This window comes from Streptomyces sp. NPDC057623 (assembly GCF_042800355.1).
GTDB lineage: Bacteria > Actinomycetota > Actinomycetes > Streptomycetales > Streptomycetaceae > Streptomyces.
This window is the reverse complement of record NZ_JBHVGZ010000003.1, coordinates 138,287-156,642: the sequence shown is the minus strand read 5'-3', so window position 1 is coordinate 156,642 and position 18,356 is coordinate 138,287. Positions and strand designations below refer to the sequence as shown.

16 protein-coding genes and 1 tRNA gene are annotated in these 18,356 nt (G+C 69.7%); 12 read left to right on the top strand and 5 right to left on the bottom strand.

Annotation, left to right across the window (positions count from 1 at the left end; genetic code table 11):
• Window positions 1-94 precede the first annotated feature (94 nt).
• From desA to ACFU95_RS04970, 4 genes are read left to right on the top strand one after another with little or no spacing between them, the layout of a single operon-like run.
• A complete protein-coding gene (gene desA, locus ACFU95_RS04985) occupies window positions 95-1,537 on the top strand; it encodes a lysine decarboxylase DesA (protein ID WP_383821794.1) in 1,443 nt (480 codons plus the stop codon).
• Complete coding sequence (locus tag ACFU95_RS04980; protein WP_383821791.1) at window positions 1,521-2,804, top strand: lysine N(6)-hydroxylase/L-ornithine N(5)-oxygenase family protein; 1,284 nt, start codon at window positions 1,521-1,523, stop codon at window positions 2,802-2,804. Before desA ends, ACFU95_RS04980 begins: the two co-directional genes overlap by 17 nt.
• Window positions 2,801-3,349, top strand: coding sequence for a GNAT family N-acetyltransferase (locus ACFU95_RS04975; RefSeq protein WP_383821788.1), 549 nt, complete (start codon window positions 2,801-2,803; stop codon window positions 3,347-3,349). The genes ACFU95_RS04980 and ACFU95_RS04975 overlap by 4 nt, the downstream gene beginning before the upstream one ends.
• Window positions 3,346-5,118, top strand: coding sequence for an IucA/IucC family protein (locus ACFU95_RS04970; protein WP_383821785.1), 1,773 nt, complete (start codon window positions 3,346-3,348; stop codon window positions 5,116-5,118). Before ACFU95_RS04975 ends, ACFU95_RS04970 begins: the two co-directional genes overlap by 4 nt.
• A gap of 111 nt (window positions 5,119-5,229) precedes the next feature.
• Here the strand turns inward: ACFU95_RS04970 and ACFU95_RS04965 are convergent, their stop codons facing one another.
• Complete coding sequence (locus ACFU95_RS04965) at window positions 5,230-6,750, bottom strand: beta-N-acetylhexosaminidase (protein ID WP_383822249.1); 1,521 nt, start codon at window positions 6,748-6,750, stop codon at window positions 5,230-5,232.
• Window positions 6,751-6,898: 148 nt separating this feature from the next.
• Here ACFU95_RS04965 and ACFU95_RS04960 point away from each other — a divergent pair, with 148 nt between their 5' ends.
• Window positions 6,899-7,783, top strand: coding sequence for a DUF4429 domain-containing protein (locus tag ACFU95_RS04960; RefSeq protein WP_383821782.1), 885 nt, complete (start codon window positions 6,899-6,901; stop codon window positions 7,781-7,783).
• Between the two features lie 20 nt (window positions 7,784-7,803).
• On the opposite strand, the gene ACFU95_RS04955 is transcribed toward ACFU95_RS04960, so the two are convergent.
• Window positions 7,804-9,390: a purple acid phosphatase family protein gene (locus tag ACFU95_RS04955; protein ID WP_383821780.1), complete on the bottom strand. Its 1,587-nt coding sequence runs from the start codon at window positions 9,388-9,390 to the stop codon at window positions 7,804-7,806.
• 208 nt (window positions 9,391-9,598) lie between these two features.
• Between ACFU95_RS04955 and ACFU95_RS04950 the strand changes: the two genes are divergently transcribed.
• Both ACFU95_RS04950 and glmS read left to right on the top strand, forming a co-directional pair.
• Window positions 9,599-9,856, top strand: coding sequence for a hypothetical protein (locus ACFU95_RS04950; RefSeq protein WP_030054194.1), 258 nt, complete (start codon window positions 9,599-9,601; stop codon window positions 9,854-9,856).
• 12 nt (window positions 9,857-9,868) lie between these two features.
• Window positions 9,869-11,686 carry a glutamine--fructose-6-phosphate transaminase (isomerizing) gene (gene glmS / locus ACFU95_RS04945; RefSeq protein ID WP_383821777.1) on the top strand — a complete coding sequence of 606 codons (1,818 nt, stop codon included), beginning with the start codon at window positions 9,869-9,871 and terminating at the stop codon, window positions 11,684-11,686.
• A gap of 149 nt (window positions 11,687-11,835) precedes the next feature.
• On the opposite strand, the gene ACFU95_RS04940 is transcribed toward glmS, so the two are convergent.
• Together ACFU95_RS04940 and ACFU95_RS04935 are read right to left on the bottom strand one after the other, a co-directional pair.
• Entirely contained in the window at window positions 11,836-12,396 is a 561-nt protein-coding gene (locus tag ACFU95_RS04940; protein ID WP_383821774.1) for a GPR1/FUN34/YaaH family transporter, read from the bottom strand.
• A gap of 149 nt (window positions 12,397-12,545) precedes the next feature.
• Window positions 12,546-13,073 (bottom strand): universal stress protein, encoded by a 528-nt coding sequence (locus ACFU95_RS04935; protein ID WP_383821771.1) that lies wholly within the window; start codon window positions 13,071-13,073, stop codon window positions 12,546-12,548.
• 356 nt (window positions 13,074-13,429) lie between these two features.
• Here ACFU95_RS04935 and ACFU95_RS04930 point away from each other — a divergent pair, with 356 nt between their 5' ends.
• The 5 genes from ACFU95_RS04930 (at window position 13,430) to ACFU95_RS04910 (ending at window position 16,917) form a co-directional block, all read left to right on the top strand.
• Window positions 13,430-13,744 carry a hypothetical protein gene (locus tag ACFU95_RS04930; RefSeq protein ID WP_383821769.1) on the top strand — a complete coding sequence of 105 codons (315 nt, stop codon included), beginning with the start codon at window positions 13,430-13,432 and terminating at the stop codon, window positions 13,742-13,744.
• A gap of 377 nt (window positions 13,745-14,121) precedes the next feature.
• Window positions 14,122-15,345, top strand: coding sequence for a GlxA family transcriptional regulator (locus ACFU95_RS04925; protein WP_383821767.1), 1,224 nt, complete (start codon window positions 14,122-14,124; stop codon window positions 15,343-15,345).
• Window positions 15,346-15,498: 153 nt separating this feature from the next.
• Window positions 15,499-16,101, top strand: coding sequence for an oligoribonuclease (orn, locus tag ACFU95_RS04920; protein WP_383821765.1), 603 nt, complete (start codon window positions 15,499-15,501; stop codon window positions 16,099-16,101).
• A gap of 107 nt (window positions 16,102-16,208) precedes the next feature.
• A tRNA-His gene (locus ACFU95_RS04915) sits at window positions 16,209-16,281 on the top strand.
• Window positions 16,282-16,359: 78 nt separating this feature from the next.
• Window positions 16,360-16,917, top strand: coding sequence for a GNAT family N-acetyltransferase (locus tag ACFU95_RS04910; RefSeq protein ID WP_383821762.1), 558 nt, complete (start codon window positions 16,360-16,362; stop codon window positions 16,915-16,917).
• 192 nt (window positions 16,918-17,109) lie between these two features.
• Here ACFU95_RS04910 and ACFU95_RS04905 read toward each other — a convergent pair whose 3' ends face one another.
• On the bottom strand, window positions 17,110-18,165 hold the full coding sequence (locus ACFU95_RS04905) for a LacI family DNA-binding transcriptional regulator (RefSeq protein ID WP_383821759.1): 1,056 nt from the start codon (window positions 18,163-18,165) through the stop codon (window positions 17,110-17,112).
• Between the last annotated feature and the right edge of the window lie 191 nt (window positions 18,166-18,356).

Below are 18,356 nucleotides of genomic sequence, written 5' to 3'. Positions count from 1 at the left end.
ATTCAAAGGAACTTAGGTTAGGCTAACCTAAGTTGCACGCCACCTCGCATGCCACCCCGCACTTCACGGCCCGTCCCCACCGGAGGACCTCCCCATGCGCTCGCACCTGCTCAATGACACGACCGCGGAGCGGTACCGCAGCTCCGTGACCGAAGGTATAGAGCGGGTGGCAGCCAAACTCGCCGCCACCGACCGTCCGTTCACCGGCGTCACGGTCGACGCCCTCGCCCCCGCCATCGACGCCATCGACCTCGACAAGCCGCTGCTCGACACCGCCGCGGTCCTCGACGAGCTGGAGGACGTCTACCTCCGGGACGCGATCTACTTCCACCACCCGCGCTACCTCGCCCACCTCAACTGCCCGGTCGTCATCCCGGCCGTGCTCGGCGAGGCGATCCTCTCCGCCGTCAACTCCTCCCTGGACACCTGGGACCAGTCGGCAGGCGGCACCCTGATCGAGCGCAAGCTCATCGACTGGACGACGGCCCGCATCGGGCTCGGCGAGAACGCCGACGGTGTCTTCACCTCGGGCGGCACGCAGTCCAACCTCCAGGCGCTGCTGCTGGCGCGCGAGGAGGCCAAGACCGACTCGTTCGCGAAACTGCGGATCTTCGCCTCCGAGGTCAGCCACTTCAGCGTGAAGAAGTCCGCGAAACTGCTGGGACTGGGCCAGGACGCCGTGGTCTCCATCCCCGTCGACCACGACAAGCGCATGCAGACGGTCGCGCTCGCCCATGAGCTGGAGCGCTGCAGGAAGGACGGCCTCGTCCCCATGGCCGTCGTCGCGACGGCCGGCACCACCGACTTCGGCTCCATCGACCCGCTGCCCGAGGTCGCCGAGCTGTGCGAGCAGTTCGACACCTGGATGCACGTCGACGCCGCCTACGGCTGCGGTCTGCTCGCCTCCGTGAAGTACCGGGGCCGCATCGACGGCATCGAGCGCGCCGACTCGGTCACCGTCGACTACCACAAGTCCTTCTTCCAGCCGGTGAGTTCCTCCGCCGTACTGGTCCGTGACGCCTCGACCCTGCGCCACGCCACCTACCACGCGGAGTACCTCAACCCGAAGCGCATGGTCACCGAGCGCATCCCCAACCAGGTCGACAAGTCCCTCCAGACCACCCGCCGGTTCGACGCCCTCAAGCTGTGGATGACCCTGCGCGTGATGGGCGCCGACGGCATCGGGCAGCTCTTCGACGAGGTCTGCGACCTGGCGGTGGAGGGCTGGCAGCTGCTGGCCGCCGACCCGCGCTACGACGTCGTGGTCGAGCCGACCCTCTCCACCCTGGTCTTCCGCTACATTCCGGCGGCCGTCACCGACCCCGCCGAGATCGACCGCGCCAACCTCTACGCCCGCAAGGCCCTGTTCGCCTCCGGCGACGCGGTCGTCGCGGGCACCAAGGTGAGCGGCCGCCACTACCTGAAGTTCACCCTGCTCAACCCCGAGACGACGACCGAAGACATCGCGGCCGTCCTCGACCTGATAGCCGGCCACGCCGAGCAGTACCTGGGAGAGTCCCTTGACCGCGCGTCCTGAAAACCCGACCAGAACCCATGACTTCGTGGGGATCGGGCTAGGCCCGTTCAACCTCGGACTCGCCTGCCTGACCGAGCCGATCGACGAGCTCGACGGGGTCTTCCTGGAGTCGAAGCCCGACTTCGAGTGGCACGCGGGCATGTTCCTGGACGGCGCCCACCTCCAGACCCCGTTCATGTCGGACCTGGTCACCCTGGCCGACCCGACGTCGCCGTACTCCTTCCTGAACTACCTGAAGGAGAAGGGCCGGCTCTACTCGTTCTACATCCGCGAGAACTTCTACCCGCTGCGGGTCGAGTACGACGACTACTGCCGCTGGGCCGCGAACAAGCTGAGCAGCATCCGCTTCAGCACGACGGTCACCGAGGTGACGTACGACGAGGGGGCCGAGCTGTACGTCGTGCGGACGGCCGCCGGTGACACCTACCGCGCCCGCCACCTCGTCCTCGGCACGGGCACCCCGCCCTACATACCCGAGGCGTGCCAGGGCCTGGGCGGCGACTTCATCCACAACTCCCGCTATGTGCAGAACAAGGCGGAGCTCCAGAAGAAGGACTCCATCACCCTGGTCGGCTCCGGGCAGTCCGCGGCGGAGATCTACTACGACCTGCTCAGCGAGATCGACGTCCACGGCTACCGGCTGAACTGGGTGACCCGCTCCCCGCGCTTCTTCCCGCTGGAGTACACCAAGCTCACGCTGGAGATGACGTCGCCGGAGTACATCGACTACTTCCGCGAGCTGCCGGAGGCGACCCGCTACCGCCTCACCGCCCAGCAGAAGGGCCTGTTCAAGGGCATCGACGGCGATCTGATCAACGAGATCTTCGACCTGCTCTACCAGAAGAACCTCGGCGGCCCCGTCCCCACCCGGCTGCTCACCAACTCCTCGCTCAGCGGCGTGGCGTACGAGAACGGCACGTACACGGTGTCCTTCCGCCAGGAGGAGCAGGGGAAGGACTTCACGCTCGACTCGCAGGGCCTGGTCCTGGCCACCGGCTACCGGTACGCCGAGCCGGAGTTCCTGCGGCCCGTGCGTGACCGCCTGGTCTACGACTCCCGGGGCAGCTTCGACGTCGCCCGCAACTACGCCGTCGACGTCACCGGCCGCGGGATCTTCCTGCAGAACGCCGGCGTCCACACGCACAGCATCACCAGCCCCGACCTGGGGATGGGCCCGTACCGGAACGCGTACATCATCCGCGAGCTGCTCGGCACCGAGTACTACCCGGTCGAGAAGACGATCGCGTTCCAGGAGTTCTCGGTATGACATTCACGTTCCGCCCGCTGGACCCCCTGAAGGACGCCGAGCTCCTGCACGCCTGGGTCACCCACCCCAAGGCCGCCTTCTGGATGATGCAGGACGCGAGCCTGGTGGACGTCGAGCGCGCCTACATGGAGATCGCGGCCGACGAGCACCACCACGCGCTGCTCGGCCTCGACGAGAACGGCGTCCCCGCCTTCCTGATGGAGAAGTACGACCCCGCCCACCGGGAACTGGTCGGCCTGTACGAGCCGCAGCCGGGCGACATCGGCATGCACTTCCTCACGCCGCCCACCGACCGGCCCGTCCGCGGCTTCACCCGGTCCGTCATCACCGCCGTCATGGCGCACCTCTTCGAGGACCCGGCGGTACGACGCGTGGTCGTGGAGCCGGACGTCTCGAACAAGGCCGTCCACGCCCTGAACGAAGCCGTGGGCTTCGTGCCCGAGCGCGAGATCCAGAAGCCGGAGAAGAAGGCGCTGCTCAGCTTCTGCACGCGCGAACGCTTCATTGACAGGCACAGCCTGGCCGCCCGAGGAGTAGCCGTATGACCTTGTCCGACGCCGTAGCGCATCTGTCCCCCCACCGCTGGGCGCGGGCCAACCGCCTCCTGATCCGCAAGGCACTCGCCGAGTTCTCCCACGAGCGCCTCATCACGCCGGAGAGCGCCGCCGACGGCACGTACGTCGTGCGCAGCGACGACGGCCTGACCCGCTACACCTTCACGGCCACGGTGCACGCCCTCGACCACTGGCAGGTCGACGCGGACTCGATCACCCGTCACCGGGACGGGGCCGAACGCCCGCTCGCCGCCCTGGACTTCTTCATCGAGCTCCAGAAGTCCCTGGGCCTGAGCGACGAGGTACTGCCGGTCTACCTGGAGGAGATCTCCTCCACCCTCTCCGGCACCTGCTACAAGCTCACCAAGCCGCAGGTCCCGGTCGCCGAGCTGGCGAAGGCCGGCTTCCAGGCCATCGAGACCGGCATGACCGAGGGCCACCCCTGCTTCGTCGCCAACAACGGGCGGCTCGGCTTCGGCATCCACGAGTACCTGTCGTACGCCCCCGAGACGGCGAGCCCGGTCCGGCTCGTCTGGCTGGCGGCCCACCACTCGCGCGCCGCGTTCACGGCCGGGGTCGGCATCGAGTACGAGTCCTTCGTACGGCAGGAGCTGGGCGAGGAGACCGTCGAGCGCTTCCACGGCGTCCTGCGCGACCAGGACCTGGACCCCGCCGACTACCTGTTCATCCCCGTCCACCCCTGGCAGTGGTGGAACAAGCTCACCGTCACCTTCGCCGCCGAGGTCGCCCAGAAGCACCTGGTGTGCCTGGGTGAGGGCGACGACGAGTACCTGGCCCAGCAGTCCATCCGGACCTTCTTCAACAGCTCCAGCCCCGAGAAGCACTACGTGAAGACGGCACTGTCCGTCCTCAACATGGGCTTCATGCGCGGCCTTTCGGCGGCGTACATGGAGGCGACCCCGGCCATCAACGACTGGCTGGCCCAGCTCATCGCCGGCGACCCGATCCTGAAGTCCACCGGCCTGTCGATCATCCGCGAGCGCGCCGCCGTCGGCTACCGGCACCTGGAGTACGAGGCGGCGACGGACCGCTACTCGCCGTACCGCAAGATGCTGGCCGCGCTGTGGCGGGAGAGCCCGGTGTCGTCCCTGAAGGACGGCGAGTCGCTCGCCACCATGGCCTCCCTCGTCCACGTCGACCACGAGGGCGCGTCCTTCGCGGGCGCGCTGATCGAGCAGTCGGGCCTGACCCCCACGGAGTGGCTGCGCCGCTACCTGCGGGCCTACTTCACCCCGCTGCTCCACAGCTTCTACGCCTACGACCTGGTGTTCATGCCGCACGGCGAGAACGTCATCCTCGTCCTGAAGGACGGGGTCGTGGAGCGCGCGATCTACAAGGACATCGCCGAGGAGATCGCCGTCATGGACCCGGACGCGGTGCTGCCGCCGACGGTCGAGCGGCTCCGCGTGGAGGTCCCGGAGGACAAGAAGCTCCTGTCCGTCTTCACGGACGTCTTCGACTGCTTCTTCCGCTTCCTCGCCGCGAACCTCGCCGCCGAGGGAATTCTGGAGGAGGACGACTTCTGGCGCACGGTCGCCGAGATCACCCGGGACTACCAGCACTCGGTGCCCGAACTCGCCGACAAGTTCAAGCAGTACGACATGTTCGCCCCCGAGTTCGCCCTGTCCTGCCTCAACCGCCTCCAGCTGCGCAACAACAAGCAGATGGTCGACCTCGCGGACCCGGCGGGCGCCCTCCAGCTGGTCGGCAACCTGAAGAACCCCATCGCGGGGCTGTAGTCCACGGCCCTACACAGACAGGCGGGCACCCCGGGGTACGGTCCCCCGGGGTGCCCGTCTACGTCCAGGGCGGGGAACTGCGCGACCAGCCCCCACCGGCCCGCAGACGAATCACCACGGAACCTGAGGCGACCGGTAGTAATCAATCCCCAGCGCCTCCCACCGAGCTCCCTGCGCAGCCAGCCGAACCTTGTACCCCTCCCAGTCATGCGTGGCAGCCGGCGACCACCCCAGCTCGGCCACCCCCGCCAGCCTCGGGAACGCCATGTACTCGAGGTCGGCCGACTTGCTGAGCGTCTCCGTCCACATCGGCGCCTCGACACCCCGGATCGCCGAGGCCGGCGCCCCCGGCAGATAGCTTCCCGGATCCCAGTCGTACGACCGCTTCACCTCCACGAGCCCGGCCCAGTCCAGCCCCAACGGCGTATCGGCGGTGTACTTCATGTCGAGGTAGATCCGGTCGGCCGGCGACAGGATGATCCCGGTCCCGTTCCGCGCGGCGGCGGCGACCTGCTCCTTCTCCTGCGCACTGGTGTCGTCGAGCCCCCAGTACTGCGCGAGCGCCCCCTTCACGGGAGTCGCCCCTGTCAGCTGGTGCCAACCCACCACCGTCTTGCCGTACTTGGCGACGAGGGGCTGCACCCGGTCCATGAACGCCACATAGTCCTCGTGGCTCGTGGAGTGCGCCTCGTCGCCGCCGATGTGGAGGTACTCGCCCGGGGTGAGCGCGGCGAGCTCGCGGATCACGTCGTCCACGAAGTCGTAGGTGATGTCCTTGCCGACACACAGCGAGCTGAACCCGACCTCGGTACCGGTGTAGAGCGGCGGAGCCACACCGTCGCAGTTCAGCTCGGCGTACGAGGCGAGCGCCGCGTTGGTGTGGCCGGGCATGTCGATCTCGGGGACGACCTCCAGATAGCGGGAGGACGCGTACCGGACGATCTCCTTGTAGTCGGCCTTGCTGTAGAAGCCGCCGGGACCGCCGCCCACCTGCGTCGAGCCGCCGTACGAGGCCAGGCGCGGCCAGGAGTCGATGGCGATGCGCCAGCCCTGGTCGTCGCTGAGGTGCAGATGCAGCTTGTTGATCTTGTACAGGGCGAGCTGGTCGATGTAGCGCTTGACCTGGTCGACGGTGAAGAAGTGCCGGGAGACGTCGAGCATCGCGCCGCGCCAGCCGTAGCGCGGGGTGTCCTTGATCGTGCCGCCCGCGACCAGCCAGGGGCCGGGCTGGACGGAGTCCTTCTCGACGGCCGCCGGGAGCAGCTGGCGCAGGGTCTGGACGCCGTGGAAGAGCCCGGCGGGCCCCGCGGCGGTGATGGTGACGCCCTTGCGGCCGCTGTCGAGGCGGTAGCCCTCGGCACCGAACGGGCCCTTGGCCAGGCGCAGGTGGATGCCGCCGCCACCGTGGGCGGTGACGGGGAGCCGGTAGCCGGTGGAGGGGCGCAGGAGGTGCGCCAGGTACTCGCCCACGCGGCGCGTCTCGCGGGAGTCGTCAACGCGGATGCGGGTGTCGCGGGTGATCCGGTAGGGGGATCCGCCGGGGTCCACCGAGGCGGGCACGGGGACCACCCGGTCGAGCGGGAGGGGCGACGCCGCCCGGGCGGGAGCGGCCCCGGTCACCGAGGCGCCCATCGCGACCAGCAGCAGGGAACCGAGAAGGCGGAACGTTCTGTGGTGCGGTCCGACACAGCCGACTCTCACAAGCGTGTCCCTTCATGAGCCGTTGCGCTCCAAGAGGTCTGGACCACTCTCTCGTGAGACTGGTGGAACAATCCACCCCATGGCGGAAATCATCCAGAAGGACGGCACGTGGGTCTTCGACGGCGACGCCCTGCGGCTGACTCCCGGGCGGGACAAGAACGTCAGCCTGTTCCGCAAGACCCTGGGTGAACTGGTCGTCCCCCTGGGGGCGTTGGCGGGGGTCTCCTTCGAGCAGGGCAAGAAGGCCGGGCGGCTGCGGCTGCGGCTGCGTGAGGGCGCCGACCCGCTGCTGCACGCCACCGGCGGCCGGCTCACCGAGCCCAACGACCCCTACCAGCTGGTCGTCGAGTCCGACCGGTACGGCGTCGCCGAGTACTTCGTGGACGAGGTGCGGGGCGCCCTGCTGCTGGACCAGGTCCCGGCCGACCCGGTCGACGCGTATCTGCTGCCGGGCCCCTCCGTCCCCCTGTCGGTCTCCGCCGGGGACGGCACCGCGACCTTCGACGGCGAGCACATCCGCCTGGAGTGGAACTGGAAGACGGAGGACGCCAAGGCCGCCGCCGGCTCCCGCACCCTCACGCTCACGGACGTCACCGCCGTGCAGTGGCATCCGGCGGCGGGCCTGGAGAACGGCCACCTCCGCTTCACCGTGAGGAACGCGCCCACCAAGGCCCCGCCGAAGTACGACGCCAACTCGGTGGAGCTGTGGGGCTTCAAGAAGGATCCGCTGATGGCCCTGGTCGCGGCGGCGGTCCAGGCCCGCCTCCCGCATCCGGCCGGGGCCACCGCCACGGACGTACCCCAGCCGCGACCGGAGCTGCCTTCCCCTCCGGTCGCGGCCGCCGAGGACGACCACGACGCCCTCCTGCGCCGGCTGCGCGAACTCGGCGAGCTGCACCGCACGGGTGTGCTCACCGACGACGAGTTCACGATGGCCAAGCAGGCGGTGCTCAAGCGGCTGTAGCCCGCGTGCCCGGCCGCTCGCTACTTGGCCCTGCGCGCCACCGTGAAGTGGTCGATCCGCTCGCCGGTCTCGGCGATGCCCTGCACCTTCAGGGTCGTGTAGCGGCCCTTCGGCGCGGGCGTGACGTCCACGCGCAGGAACGAGTAGTCGAGGTAGCGCACCCGGGACCAGGCGACGGTCTCGTTCTGCTTGCCGTCCTTGAGGTTGACGAACGAGGCCACGGACTCCTGCTCGTGCTCGTGCCCCTCGTAGGAGTCCGGCGCGGTGAACGCGTACAGGCTGCGGCCCGCCGCGCCCGCGGTCACGTACACCACGCCCTCGGTCTCGGGGTACGCCGTGCCGCCGATCGGCAGCTTCTTGGCGACCTCGTTCCCCTTGATGACGTCGGTGCGCTCGTACTGGTGGTTGTGGCCGTTGATGACGAGGTCCACCTGGTACGTCTCGAACAGCGGCACCCACTCCTGGCGCACACCCCCCTCCGAGGCGTGCGCGGTGGAGGTGCAGTACGCGCAGTGGTGGAAGAACACGACGACGAAGTCGATGTCGTGCGCGGCCCGGTACTTCTTCAGCTGCGCCTCGAACCACTTGGTCTGGGTGCCGCCGGACAGACCGAGGTTGGCCGGGATCTCGAAGGAGATGTCGTTGGGGTCCAGCGAGATGACGGCCGTGTTGCCGTAGACGAAGGAGTAGACGCCCGGCAGGTGCTTCTTGTCCGGCCCGTTGTCGGGGAGCGTGAAGCGGGCCTCCTCGCCGCCGTAGCCGTTGGGCGAGTACCAGGCCTCCATGTCGTGGTTGCCGTAACTGACCATCCACGGCACGGACTTGGCGACCGACTCGGTCTGGGCGAGGAACTGGTCCCACACGCGCGAGTCGTAGCCGGTGTCGGCGGTCTTGCCCGCACCGGACGGGTCGGCGTAGGCGATGTCGCCCGCGTGCAGGTGGAAGGCGGGGTTCTGGCCCAGGAGCAGGCTGTCGTTGGCGAGGCCGTGGTAGCTGACGCCCTGGTCGCCGAAGGCGGTGAAGGTGAAGGGCGCCTTGTGGGCGGGGGCGGTGGTGAAGGTGCCGAGGGTGCCCAGCAGGTGCGGCTCGGCGGGGTCGAAGCCGGCGTGGCCGACTCCGTAGTAGTACGTCCGGCCGGGGCGCAGGTGGGTCAGCTTGGCGTGGACGTAGTACTGCGTGTGGTCGGCGCTGGCACCGACACCGGCCGGCGTGTAGAGGGTGCGGACCTCGGCCTCGATCTTGCGGGAGAGGTCCCAGGGGTGGGCGCCGATCCGGACGAACGGCTTCTTCACGGAGACGGGGACCTGCCACGAGATGGTCATCTCGGTGCGCGGGTCGTTGCCGTAGCCGAGGTGGCGGCCGAAGGGGGCGACGAGGGCACCGTCGACCGTCTCGGTGCGCGGAGCCGTCCGCGTCGGAACGGCGGCCTGGGTGGCGGCCTGGGTGGCGGCCTGGGCGGTGGCGCCCGGTACGAACGCGCCACCCGTGACGGCGCCGAGCGTGACGGCGCCGCCTCTGATCATGTTGCGCCGCGAGAACTTGGCGCGCAGGTACTCGTGCTGCTCGGCCATGCTCATGCGCTCGGCCAGCTGCTGGGGTACTCCCATGCGAGGAATGTCCATGGCGTCCGAAACTCGTCCCCTCAGGCAACGGGATGCGGACCGACGCATGGACGGCTCCGGAACAGGCCCCCATGAGACCCTCAATGTTCTTCCAAGAGGTTCAAACAGCCGATTGCCAGCCCACTGCAAGGCGGCTGCCCGAAAACGGGCAGGTTTCTTGCGAAACCGCTGCCCGTACCCCAGGATCTACCGGGTGCACGACGAACTCGTAGATCACCTGACGCGCTCCACGCCCCTCAGCAGGGGCGAGGCGCTTCGTGTGATCCAGGACGTGCTCGCCTACTTCGACGAGACGACCGAGGACTACGTCCGTCGCCGCCACCGCGAACTCCAGGCCCAGGGCCTGGTGAACGCGCAGATCTTCGAACGGATCGAGGCGGACCTCAAATACCGTGCGGTGGCACCGCCGGAGCTCACGCTCAGGCAGCTGCGCCGCATCGTCTACGGCTAGGAATACCTGTATATGTGCGGAATCGTCGGATACATCGGGAAGCGTGACGTGGCTCCCCTGCTCCTGGAGGGCCTTCAGCGCCTGGAGTACCGCGGCTACGACTCGGCGGGCATCGTCGTCACGTCCCCGAAGGCGGCGGGCCTGAAGACGGTCAAGGCCAAGGGCCGGGTCCGCGACCTGGAGGCCAAGGTCCCGGGGCGCTTCAAGGGCACGACCGGTATCGCCCACACCCGCTGGGCCACCCACGGCGCCCCGTCCGACGCGAACGCCCACCCGCACCTGGACGCCGAGGGCAAGGTCGCCGTCGTCCACAACGGCATCATCGACAACGCCTCCGACCTGCGCCGCAAGCTGGAGGCGGACGGCGTCGAGTTCCTCTCCGAGACCGACACCGAGGTCCTCGTCCACCTCATCGCCCGCTCGCAGGCGGAGAAGCTGGAGGACAAGGTCCGCGAGACGCTGCGCGTCATCGAGGGCACGTACGGCATCGCCGTGATGCACGCCGACTTCAACGACCGCATCGTCGTCGCCCGCAACGGCTCCCCGGTCGTCCTCGGCATCGGCGAGAAGGAGATGTTCGTCGCCTCGGACATCGCCGCGCTGGTCGCCCACACGCGCCAGATAGTGACGCTGGACGACGGCGAGATGGCCACCCTCAAGGCCGACGACTTCCGCACGTACACGACGGAGGGCACCCGTACGACGGCGGAGCCCACCACGGTCGAGTGGGAAGCCGCGTCCTACGACATGGGCGGCCACGACACCTACATGCACAAGGAGATCCACGAGCAGGCCGAGGCCGTGGACCGCGTCCTGCGCGGCCGCATCGACGACCGCTTCTCCACCGTGCACCTCGGCGGCCTCAACCTGGACGCCCGTGAGGCGCGCCAGATCCGCCGCGTGAAGATCCTCGGCTGCGGTACCTCGTACCACGCGGGCATGATCGGCGCCCAGATGATCGAGGAGCTGGCCCGCATCCCCGCGGACGCCGAGCCGGCCTCCGAGTTCCGCTACCGCAACGCGGTGGTGGACCCCGACACCCTCTACATCGCGGTCTCCCAGTCGGGCGAGACCTACGACGTCCTCGCCGCCGTCCAGGAGCTGAAGCGCAAGGGCGCGCGGGTCCTGGGCATCGTCAACGTCGTCGGCTCGGCGATCGCCCGCGAGGCGGACGGCGGCATCTACGTCCACGCGGGCCCCGAGGTCTGCGTCGTCTCGACGAAGTGCTTCACGAACACGACGGTCGCCTTCGGCCTCCTGGCCCTGCACCTCGGCCGCACCCGCGACCTCTCGGTCCGCGACGGCAAGCGGATCATCGAGGGCCTGCGCAAGCTGCCCGCCCAGATCGCCGAGGTCATGGAGCAGGAGGCGGAGATCGAGAAGCTGGCCCAGCAGTACGCCGAGGCCCGCTCGATGCTCTTCATCGGCCGCGTCCGGGGCTACCCGGTCGCCCTGGAGGCCTCCCTCAAGCTCAAGGAGGTCTCCTACATCCACGCCGAGGCCTACCCGGCCTCCGAGCTCAAGCACGGCCCCCTGGCCCTGATCGACCCCTCCCTCCCGACGGTCGCCATCGTCCCCGACGACGACCTCCTGGAGAAGAACCGCGCCGCCATGGAGGAGATCAAGGCCCGCAGCGGCAAGATCCTCGCGGTCGCCCACCAGCCCCAGGAGAAGGCCGACCAGACGATCATCGTCCCGAAGAACGAGGACGAACTCGACCCCATCCTGATGGGCGTCCCCCTCCAACTCCTCGCCTACCACACCGCCTTGGCCCTGGGCAGGGACATCGACAAGCCGAGGAACCTCGCGAAGTCGGTAACGGTGGAGTAGCCCCCTGGCAGCAAGGGGCGCGGGGAACTGCGCGAGCAACCCCCACGACCCGCAGAGGCCGGACAACGGAACGGACCCCCACGTGTCGCCACCCGACACGGGGGGTCCGTTTTCAGCGCCGGGGGCCGCCCAACCCCCAGCCCGCGCAGCTACCCGGTGGCCGTCACGCCCCGACCCGCAGCGCGTCGCGGAAGAGCCGTGGGCCAGTGCGCCAGCGCCGCGGTCGCCGCATACCAGGCCACCGCACCCGCGGCGACGGCGAACCAGCCGCCCACCTTGGCGAGCCCGCCGCTGTCGGCGAAGTCGGCGACAGCCATGAGCACCAGCGCGACGAAGAACAGCCCGTACGCCCCCTGCCCGAGCTGATCCCCACCCGCGAGCGTGAGTGACAGCACCACGAGGGCGAACAGCGACAGGAACAACCCGGCCGCATCGGCGGAGCCGCCCGCCGAGACCGCCCAGGTGAACCAGAGGGCGCCCAGCGTCACGAACGCGGTCCCGTTCGCGGTGTCACGGTCGCGGAGGGCCATCAGCCCCGCGACGAAGAGGGCAATGCCGCCCACGTACTGGGCGATTGATACGGCGTCAGCGGCCGACACGCCGTCGATGACTTCGGTGTACCCCAGCCCGAAGGCCAACAGGGTGATTCCCAGGGCGAGTCGGCCGACCACGGTAGTGATTCCGCTTCCCGCAGAGACGTCGTTGTCCACGGCGGGCTCCCTTCGTGCATGTGCAGTTGTGCGGTGAGCGATATATGCCCTTCACAAAGGCACAAACACCTCTACGCGCCAGTAAGTTCACGCATCGCAAGAAGGGGGCCGTACCCCGAACCGCTCATCCCACCTGGGACGACGGGGAGTTACGGAATGACGATGACAGGACGCTTGGCCCGCTTGGCGAGCCGCCCTGCGACGGAGCCGAAGATCCGCCCGACGATCCCGTGCGTGGAACCGACGACGATCGCGTCCGCCTCGTACTCCTGCCCGACCTCTTCGAGCTCGTGGCAGATGTCCCCGCCGCGCTCGACGAGGATCCAGGGCACCTCGGCGAGGTACTCCGCGCACGCGAGTTCGAGGCCCAGCACCTCGGTGCGGTGATCCGGCACGTCGACGAAGACCGGAGGCTCGCAGCCGGCCCACACGGTGGTGGGCAGCCGGTTGGCGACGTGGACGATGATCAGGCCCGACCCGGAGCGATGCGCCATGCCGATGGCGTACGCCAGGGCGCGCTCACTGGAGGTGGAGCCGTCGAAGCCGACGACCACGCCGTGCTTGAAGGCGGGGTCGCAGGAATGGCGTGGCTGTTCCGCCGCCAGGGGCTCGGCCGCCGTGGGGTCGGCGACGGGCCGCTTGCGGTCCGCGGGTTCGAAGAATTCGTGACCGGCCATGGCTGTCTCGGCGAATTGATCCTTTTATGGGTGGCCCACGAGCGGGCTCGCTGACGGATGCAGCAGTATGCGGCGGAGCTGTGTCCGGGAATGGTCTTCCCAACCCCATACCCCAAGGGTACGGCGGCACGCCTCCTTAGCCCAGATCCCCGCTCACGGTCGGTGCGGGTTCCAGGGAGGATGCACGAGGGTGCGCCCGTAACGCAATGGTTGCTGCGGTGTACAGGCGGTTTGCACAGGGTTCAACTTCGTCCCGCCGCCGGACGGCCGCCTACCGGCGCGTACCAGTGACCGACCGCTCGGACCCGCGTTGATCTCCCTGAGCCACCGCCCAGGCAGCCCAGGGAGCAGTACGCATGTCAGGACCCAGCACGCCCACCGAGGACAGCGCCACCGATGTGGTGCGCTGGGCGGCCTTCAGCTGCGTCCTGGTCCCCGTGGTGCTCCTCTGGTACGGCACCTCGCTCGCCGGCGCCACCGGCACGGCCCTGGGCCTCGCGGCCGTGACGGCCGTGTGCCGCCTGCTGTTGCGCCAGTCGGAACGCGGCGCGGCCCGCATCAAGGCCGGGGAGGCCGGCCCGTCACCCCGGCGCCGTGGACGCCATCACAGGACCGGAACCGGGGCCCATAGAGGCGGACGTCACACTGGGGGAAATACACCGGTCGGCTGACCGGTTTTCACACCCCGGCACGCTGCTTTTCAGCCAACTTCTGGCGCGCGGGCATCCCCTGCCCAGAACACCCCCCAACCCCCGTTCCACCTGCACGGAAAGGGCCTCAGGGGCCCTGCGCACCCTACGTGGATTGGCCACCGCGACAAGGCGCACTTCCCTGCACGGCCCTTGAGTGCAACGCTTCGTGATCGAATGCTTCACGCCAAGTTGCCAAGTCGACAATCTACCGAGTGTCGAACCGGCCACTCCGGCGCGACGCGACACAGTAGATTCGATCTTGACTGTCTACGGCGGGGGACTCGTGCAGGACCAAGGGGAAACGTGCAGGAGCGACACAACCGAGGAGCCGCGACCACCGAGGGGGGCTTAGCAGTATGAGCCACGACTCCACTGCCGCGCCGGAAGCCGCGGCCCGGAAACTTTCCGGGCGACGCCGCAAGGAGATCGTTGCGGTGCTGCTGTTCAGCGGCGGCCCCATCTTCGAGAGTTCCATACCGCTGTCGGTGTTCGGGATAGACCGCCAGGACGCCGGCGTGCCGCGCTACCGCCTGTTGGTGTGCGGCGGCGAGGAAGGCCCACTGCGGACCACAGGGGGCCTGGAACTCTCCGCGCCACATGGCCTGGAGGCGATCTCGCGGGCGGGCACGGTCGTCGTGCCGGCCTGGCGCTCGATCACCTCACCGCCGCCCGAGGACGCACTCGACGCGCTGCGCCGGGCGCACGAGGAAGGTGCACGCATAGTCGGACTGTGCACCGGCGCCTTCGTCCTCGCCGCGGCGGGCCTGCTGGACGGCCGTCCCGCGACGACACACTGGATGTACGCACCGACTCTGGCCAAGCGCTACCCGTCAGTGCACGTGGATCCGCGCGAGCTGTTCGTCGACGACGGCGACGTTCTGACATCCGCGGGCACGGCGGCCGGCATCGACCTCTGCCTCCACATCGTGCGGACGGACCACGGCAACGAGGCGGCCGGAGCACTGGCCCGCCGTCTGGTGGTCCCGCCGCGCCGATCCGGCGGTCAGGAGCGCTACCTCGATCGATCTTTACCAGAGGAGATCGGCGCCGACCCGCTCGCGGAGGTCGTCGCCTGGGCGCTGGAGCACCTGCACGAGCAGTTCGACGTCGAGACGCTGGCGGCCCGCGCGTACATGAGCCGCCGCACCTTCGACCGCCGCTTCCGCTCGCTGACGGGCAGCGCCCCGCTCCAGTGGCTGATCACCCAGCGGGTCCTTCAGGCGCAGCGCCTGCTGGAGACGTCCGACTACTCGGTGGACGAGGTGGCGGGACGCTGCGGCTTCCGCTCGCCGGTCGCGCTGCGCGGCCACTTCCGCCGCCAGCTCGGCTCGTCGCCGGCCGCGTACCGGGCGGCGTACCGTGCCCGCCGTCCCCAGGCCGAACGGCCGACGGACGTCGAGCCCCCGACGGGCCCCACCGTCCAGCAGGGCCCACCACCCGCCCCGTACCAGGACGGCGGCCCGGTCCCGCTCCAGACCCGCCGCACACCGGCTCCCGTAGGCCCCGGCCCCTCGGAGAACGGGCGCGAGCTGTACGTCGGAGGCCGGGCGACCCTGCCGGGTCAGCGCAGCGGAGCCTGACGTCAGACGCCGGGCGGGCACATTTCAGCCCGTCCGGCGTCTGCGGACGAGGCCGTTCAGGCCGAAGCGGGGGTCCAGGGGTCGGCAGCCCCCTGGTACGCCGCCTGCGACACCGGGCATCCCAAAAGCGGACGTCAGCCGTAGGGTGTTCGCATGAACGATCGCATGGTGTGGATCGACTGCGAGATGACCGGCCTCTCGCTGTCCGACGACGCGCTCATCGAGGTTGCCGCCCTCGTCACCGACTCCGAGCTGAACATCCTCGGCGAGGGTGTGGACATCGTCATCCGCCCGCCGGACCCGGCGCTGGAGACGATGCCGGAGGTGGTGCGTCAGATGCACACCGCGTCCGGGCTCCTCGACGAACTGGCCGGCGGCACGACCCTGGCCGACGCCGAGGAGAAGGTGCTGGCGTATGTCCGCGAGCACGTGAAGGAACCCGGCAAGGCCCCGCTGTGCGGCAACTCCGTCGGCACGGACCGTGGCTTCCTGCTGCGCGACATGCCGACGCTGGAGGACTACCTCCACTACCGGATCGTCGACGTCTCCTCGATCAAGGAGCTGGCCCGCCGCTGGTACCCGCGTGCCTACTTCAACAGCCCGGAGAAGAACGGCAACCACCGCGCCCTGGCCGACATCCGCGAGTCCATCGCCGAACTCCGCTACTACCGCGAGGCCGTCTTCGTGCCGCAGCCCGGCCCGGACTCGGACACCGCGAAGTCGATCGCCGCGAAGCACGTTCTGCCTGCTCAGTAGGAGTGCGAGGGGGGTGCCGGGGGGCGCCGAGGAATCCGTGCGCGAGCACCCCTTCGGACCCTGTACACTTTTTCTCGGCCGGTCGGGGAAACCCAAAGCCGGTCATGGTGGGTGTAGCTCAGCTGGTAGAGCACCTGGTTGTGGTCCAGGATGCCGCGGGTTCGAGTCCCGTCACTCACCCTCGGTCTTCAGCCGGTGACTTCGGAAACGAAGTCACCGGCTGAAGCTTTTTCCCGCCCGGGTCATAGGCTGCGCACGATGTCCGAGCCCCGCGTACCCCCCGAGACCGTCCGCACCGCCCGCCTCGATCTCCTCCCTCTGCGCGTCGAGCACGCCGAGGAAATGGCCGTCGTCCTGTCGGACCCGGCGCTGCACACTTACATCGGCGGCGCTCCCCTCTCCCCCGCCGACCTGCGCGCCCGCTACGAGCGCCTCATTTCCGGATCCCCCGACCCGGCCGTCTCCTGGTGCAACTGGGTGCTGCGGCTGCGCGCGCGGTCGTGCCTCGTGGGCACGGTCCAGGCCACGGTCACCGAAGGCCGGCCCCGCGACGGCCGCGGCGCCGAGATCGCCTGGGTGATCGGGAGTCGGTGGCAGGGGCGCGGGTTCGCGTCCGAGGCCGCGCGGGGGCTCGTCGACTGGCTCGGGCGAAGGTCGGTCCGTACGGTCGTCGCCCACATCCACCCCGCCCACGCGGCTTCGGCGGCCGTAGCCGCGGCGGCCGGACTCGCCCCGACCGACGAGGAGCAGGACGGGGAGACACGGTGGCGGCTCACGCCACCGCCGCAACCCGCTGACCCGCCCGCTCTCCCCTGAGCGCTCCGCGCTGAAGACGGGCTCGGCCCGAGGCCGGCCGCGAGGCAACCCCGGAGATCCGGACCCCGCGCGCATGCCGCCGCCCGTCCCCCGACGGCCCGGTCACCCGGCCGCTCGAAGGAACCTCGCCAACTCCCGCGCACTCCGCGAGCGTTGCCCGGGTCCTGGTCCCGGAAGGCGCACGGCCACCGCTCAGGACGACGCCCGCGGCACCAACTCCGTGGCCAGGACCATCTGGGCCCGCTCCAGGCCCCGCGACATCGCCGGGCGGCGGTCCGCGATCTCGGTGAGGAGCAGGTCGATCATCCGGCGGCCCATCTCCTCGATGGGCTGGCGGACGCTGGTGAGGGGCGGGTCCATGTGGCGGGCGATGGCCGAGTCGTCGTAGCCGACGAGGGCGACGTCATCGGGGATACGGCGGCCCGCCTCGCGCAGGACCTGGCGGGCGCCGGCCGCCGTCACGTCCGACGCCGCGAAGACCGCGTCCAGGTCGGGGCAGCGTGAGAGGAGGGTCTCCATCGCCCGACGGCCGCCCTCCTCCGTGAAGTCGCCCGGCTCGATCAGCCGCTCGTCCACCTCGATCCCCGCGTCGCGCAGGGCGTCGCGGTAGCCGTCGACGCGGCGCTGGGCGCCGTAGACGTCGAGGCGGCCGGTGATGTGGGCGATCCGCGTGCGGCCTCGGGCCGCCAGGTGCTCGACGGCCGAGCGGCCACCGCCGTAGTTGTCGGAGTCCACCGAGGTCAGGGTCTCCGCGGCCGATCTCGGGCCGCTGATCACCGCGGGGATCTCCAGCTGGGACAGCAGGTCGGGCAGGGGGTCGTCCGCGTGGACCGAGACCAGCAGGACGCCGTCGACGCGATGGGCGGCCAGGTACTGGGCCAGGCGGCGCCGCTCCTTGTCGCTGCCCGCGAAGATCAGCAGCAGCTGCATCTCGGTGTCGGCGAGTTCGGCGCCCACACCCTTCAGGATGTCCGAGAAGTACGGTTCCGCGAAGAACCGTGTCTCCGGCTCGGGCACGACCAGGGCGATGGCGTCGGTGCGGTTCGCCGCCAGGGCGCGGGCCGCCGTGTTCGGGACGTAGCCGAGTTCCGCGACCGCCGCCTCCACCGCGGCGCGGGTGGCGTCACTGACCCGGGGCGAGCCGTTGATCACGCGGGAGACGGTGCCCCGGCCCACGCCGGCACGGGCCGCCACCTCTTCGAGGGTGGGCCGACCGCCGCTACGGCCCCGCGCTCCGTGGGTTGCCATGGGGCTCCACCTTCCGCCGTTGTCTTCACGCTGGCCTGGAATTTAACAGTCCCGTCAGGAAGAGTGACCGTCCCCGGGGTGCTGCTGTCCCCGGCCCCGCTCCGGCCCGTACGGCCTCGCCCTCGTCCGCCGAGGCGGCCCGAACCAGCCCGAACCGGTCCGAGCGGGTCCAGTTAACAGCCCGATAACTG